Here is a 3,466-nt window from a genome sequence, read left to right on the forward strand (position 1 = left end):
AAAAACTCATCAGGGGCGAATAATGGCGTGGAGGGCATCACGTGTCGAATATGTCGGCGGGTAAATCAACCTAGTGGTGAGTTCGGTTCAGTACATGCTGTTCAAATTAGCTCTGTCTGGGAATCGTAACGGGGTCACAAAACTCCAGATTGAAATGAGTCAATTCATCTGTGCTGGTCGAATCGAGCGGTAGAACGCTGTTGAGTAGGCCGCAAAGAATCCACCGAAGATCCCGCTGAATACCACTAAAACAACGGCAAACCCGACTATTCCAACGATACCGATTGACGGTACATTCACAGGGAGAGACGTCGCAGGCGAGGCCGCACCTGTTCCGGTCATGCTAGCACCTTGATTTTGGAACGTTGGCGAGGTGAGGAGCGAAAATAATCCACCGATGATGCCGAAAACACCGCCACCGATGGTGACGAGGATCGTGTAGCCGAAGACGGACAAGAGATTGTTCCGCACACACGACACACTTCGCTTGAGCCCATCGACAGCACCCAAGTCGTCGATGACGATGGCGTGGCCGAAGAACTGTGAGAAAAACACGACCACTAAGTAGACTAGCACAATTGCCAACACAATCACACCGATGACTGCAATCGTGGCGAGACTCGGTTGTGCACCACTACTCAGAATAAATGCACCACCGAATGCTGCCGTGAACACACCGATAAATCCGAACACGAGATTCAGTGCGAACAGACCGAAGTAGATGACGAGTAAGGACACGTAGTGAGATTTCCCTTCGCGAATGAGCGTCTCGAACGAGGTATGGCCACCAATTGCCTCGTTGGCCATGCCGATGACCCCACCGAAGAAGAAGGGCATGATGAAGATCATAATTCCACTAAAACCGAGCGACACGAAACTCCCGAGCAACGGACTCACAGATTGGGCTACAAGCCCAGGAAGCTGAAGGAGGCTGAACGTTGCGGCGATGACAAACAGAATCGGGTTCCGTTTGACTGCACCGATCGCTGTCCCGAATGATTGGAGGGCTGCCATATTTGTGATATATATTCGACTGGTAAAGAGATACTGGTTGGCAATACGTGGCCGTGCCCGGAATACAATCACAGTATCGAGAGATGCTCTTTTGGTTTGTCGAGCTTCATTTACAACGATACAACTGTAATCTTCGCCCTCACGTGTAATAGGGTTGGCAACACGTGACCACCCATGTCACGTAGTTTTTCACCTGGCTATATCCCCAATTTGTCTCTTCGGTCTCGTTGAAATCCCCAGACGTTGCTATCTCGCTGAAGCTGTACTGAATCCAGCACGCATCTGCAGCAAAGACTACTTTGTTTCTCGCTCAAAGTCTGTACTTAGGTGAATCATTCGTGTACCTGAATGAATTGAAGTGGGGTCTCATCTCTTTCATCGCACTTTCGATTGTTATCGTGCCGGTCGGGGTTATCGCAAATTCCGTTTCGTACCGGAGTGGTCAGTGGGTTATCCTGTCGAGTATCGCCTTCTCCATCTTCGTTGGATACGTGCTTGTCTACGAACTCAAAGTCTGGTGAACCGCCTCGTAGCTCGACGTTTCAACAGAGCCACCGAAGCCTATATTGACAGTCGAAAGAGAAATTTTCGCATGCAGGTTCGCTCCAGTCGTGGACTGTTCCGGACACCAGAGCGACTGGACAGTCGTTTCGGTCTCGTGGCCGGGCTCTACGTCGCCGCGCTGCTCTCGCCAGCACTGGTACTCGTCGTGGTACAAGAGATAGAGCTGACGAGTTGGTCAGTCGCTGTCGGTTCGCTTGGGGTCGTAGGGGCAGTCCTCACCGCCGTAGTCGCGCGACGAGTTATCCGACAGGGTGATCTCGTTGGGTGGTTCGACTCAACCTGGGTTGCGGTTCTCGTCCCCGCTGTCGGCATCATCCCGATGGGAGTATACCTCTTTGACTCCTTTCTGTTCGTTGCGTTTGCCGTCACGGACCTCCAAGCGGCCAGCACTACCACTCTCGTTAGCTTCATCGGCTTCTTCCTCGGGATCGTTGCCACGTCACTGGGCAGCCACCTCGTTCTCATGGCCCGTACACGACTAGCTAACGCGACGGTCGACGACACCGACGTCCTCGTCGAGTGGGCGGCAGCGTGGCCACACCGCGCCCGGCTCAAGTTCATGACTGGCGCCCTCGCGGTCGTTGGCCTTCTTGCTGGCCTGGCTTTCTGGCAACTGGGGTGGAGGGCGGTAACTCCCGTCTTACCTTTCGGGATGGTACTCGTCATCGGGCTCAGATCATTGGCTTCCAAGCGCACGTATCGAGCGACATCGGCGGGACTGGAACAGCGCAGAGAGGGGCGATGGTTCGTCCCACGTCGGCTCATCCCGTGGTCGACGTTCGATGCCGGCGCTACGACCTCTTCGACGACGACGAGGCAATCATCGCGGCGCTCGAGGATCACCTTGACCGACAAGGTCCATAGGCCTCGTCAAGGTGACCACGAGACGGACGAAATCAACATACATTCACGTCTTACGGTTCCCAACAGAACTAATTGACTAGCGGGAAGAGGATTTCTCAATGCCCTCTCTGAACGACACCGAACGGCCACAAGGAGCTGTTGCTGTCGCGAAGCAGTACCTCAGACGGGAACGCCCAGTGAGTGCGCTCGTTGTCTTGCTGGTCGTGTCTCTCTTCCTTGGCACCTTTCTCGCGACGTCGCTGTTACCAGCATTAGTCGTAGGCGGACTCTTAGTCGTAACCGCACGTGCACCAGTTGTCCAGTCACACGGGACGGTCCACCTCCGAACTGACGACACACCGGAGTCGGTCGTCGAAGCGTTCACCAGTCCAACACCACCAGTACTCGCATTTCAGTGGGGAATCGCTGATGAGATAACCACAGGGGATGACTCAGTGACGTATCGTATGTCGTATCTCTTCGGGTTACGCTCGGATTCCATGACCGTTCACAGGCAGATAGAGACGACACCAAACAGCAATCAGCGGGTGAAGTTGGATATCAGCGCGAATGACCAACCGTGGGCAACGTACACGGCGACAATTAGGCACACCAACGACGCGAGCATCGTCGATGTGGAGTATACATCGAACCGACGCTTTGGACTGCGACGCGTCCCACAACAGATTGTCGCAGATAGGTACCGCAACGAAGCACTCGAAGTTCAAGGATACACTGTTGTAGAGCGCGACGCAGAATTCGGTATTTGAAGGCGGCGCTCGGCTTCGTTATTTCACTACAGCGGTAACAGCTCCTTCTTCTCGATAGTAAGACGGCTACGGTAATCAAGCGACGTCCAACCGTCGGCAGTTGAGTACCCTGACACCCTTCCTTCGAAATTCTCGACGATTCCATATGTCCCTGCACGAGGGAGGTCCTCTCCATGGAGTTCGTATCGTCTTCTGACTTTCTCACCAGAGTCGAGTGTCCTCTCTATTGGTGTCCCGTCCATTGATATCGACGAACCGCCTCGGTCGACCTCGAC

General features: G+C 54.0%; 3 protein-coding genes and 1 pseudogene. 2 read left to right on the forward strand and 2 right to left on the reverse strand.

Features of this window, described 5'->3' with window-relative positions:
* Window positions 1–159: 159 nt before the first annotated feature.
* Window positions 160–1,014, reverse strand: coding sequence for a DUF7847 domain-containing protein (locus AUR66_RS12935; RefSeq protein WP_058572755.1), 855 nt, complete (start codon window positions 1,012–1,014; stop codon window positions 160–162).
* 658 nt (window positions 1,015–1,672) lie between these two features.
* On the opposite strand from AUR66_RS12935, the gene AUR66_RS12945 reads away from it, so the two are divergent.
* Window positions 1,673–2,518: a hypothetical protein gene (locus tag AUR66_RS12945; RefSeq protein ID WP_197409779.1), complete on the forward strand. Its 846-nt coding sequence runs from the start codon at window positions 1,673–1,675 to the stop codon at window positions 2,516–2,518.
* 22 nt (window positions 2,519–2,540) lie between these two features.
* A complete protein-coding gene (locus tag AUR66_RS12950) occupies window positions 2,541–3,191 on the forward strand; it encodes a hypothetical protein (protein ID WP_058572757.1) in 651 nt (216 codons plus the stop codon).
* Between the two features lie 26 nt (window positions 3,192–3,217).
* Here the strand turns inward: AUR66_RS12950 and AUR66_RS22700 are convergent.
* Window positions 3,218–3,466: pseudogene (locus tag AUR66_RS22700) on the reverse strand (hypothetical protein); the annotation flags it as partial.

It is taken from the genome of Haloferax profundi (genome assembly GCF_001469865.1).
Lineage (GTDB): Archaea > Halobacteriota > Halobacteria > Halobacteriales > Haloferacaceae > Haloferax > Haloferax profundi.

Coding starts and splice junctions, on each gene's coding strand:
- AUR66_RS12935 (WP_058572755.1), bottom strand. CDS start 1,014: ATGGCAGCCCTCCAATCATTCGGGACAGCGATCGGTGCAGTCAAACGG.
- AUR66_RS12950 (WP_058572757.1), top strand. CDS start 2,541: ATGCCCTCTCTGAACGACACCGAACGGCCACAAGGAGCTGTTGCTGTC.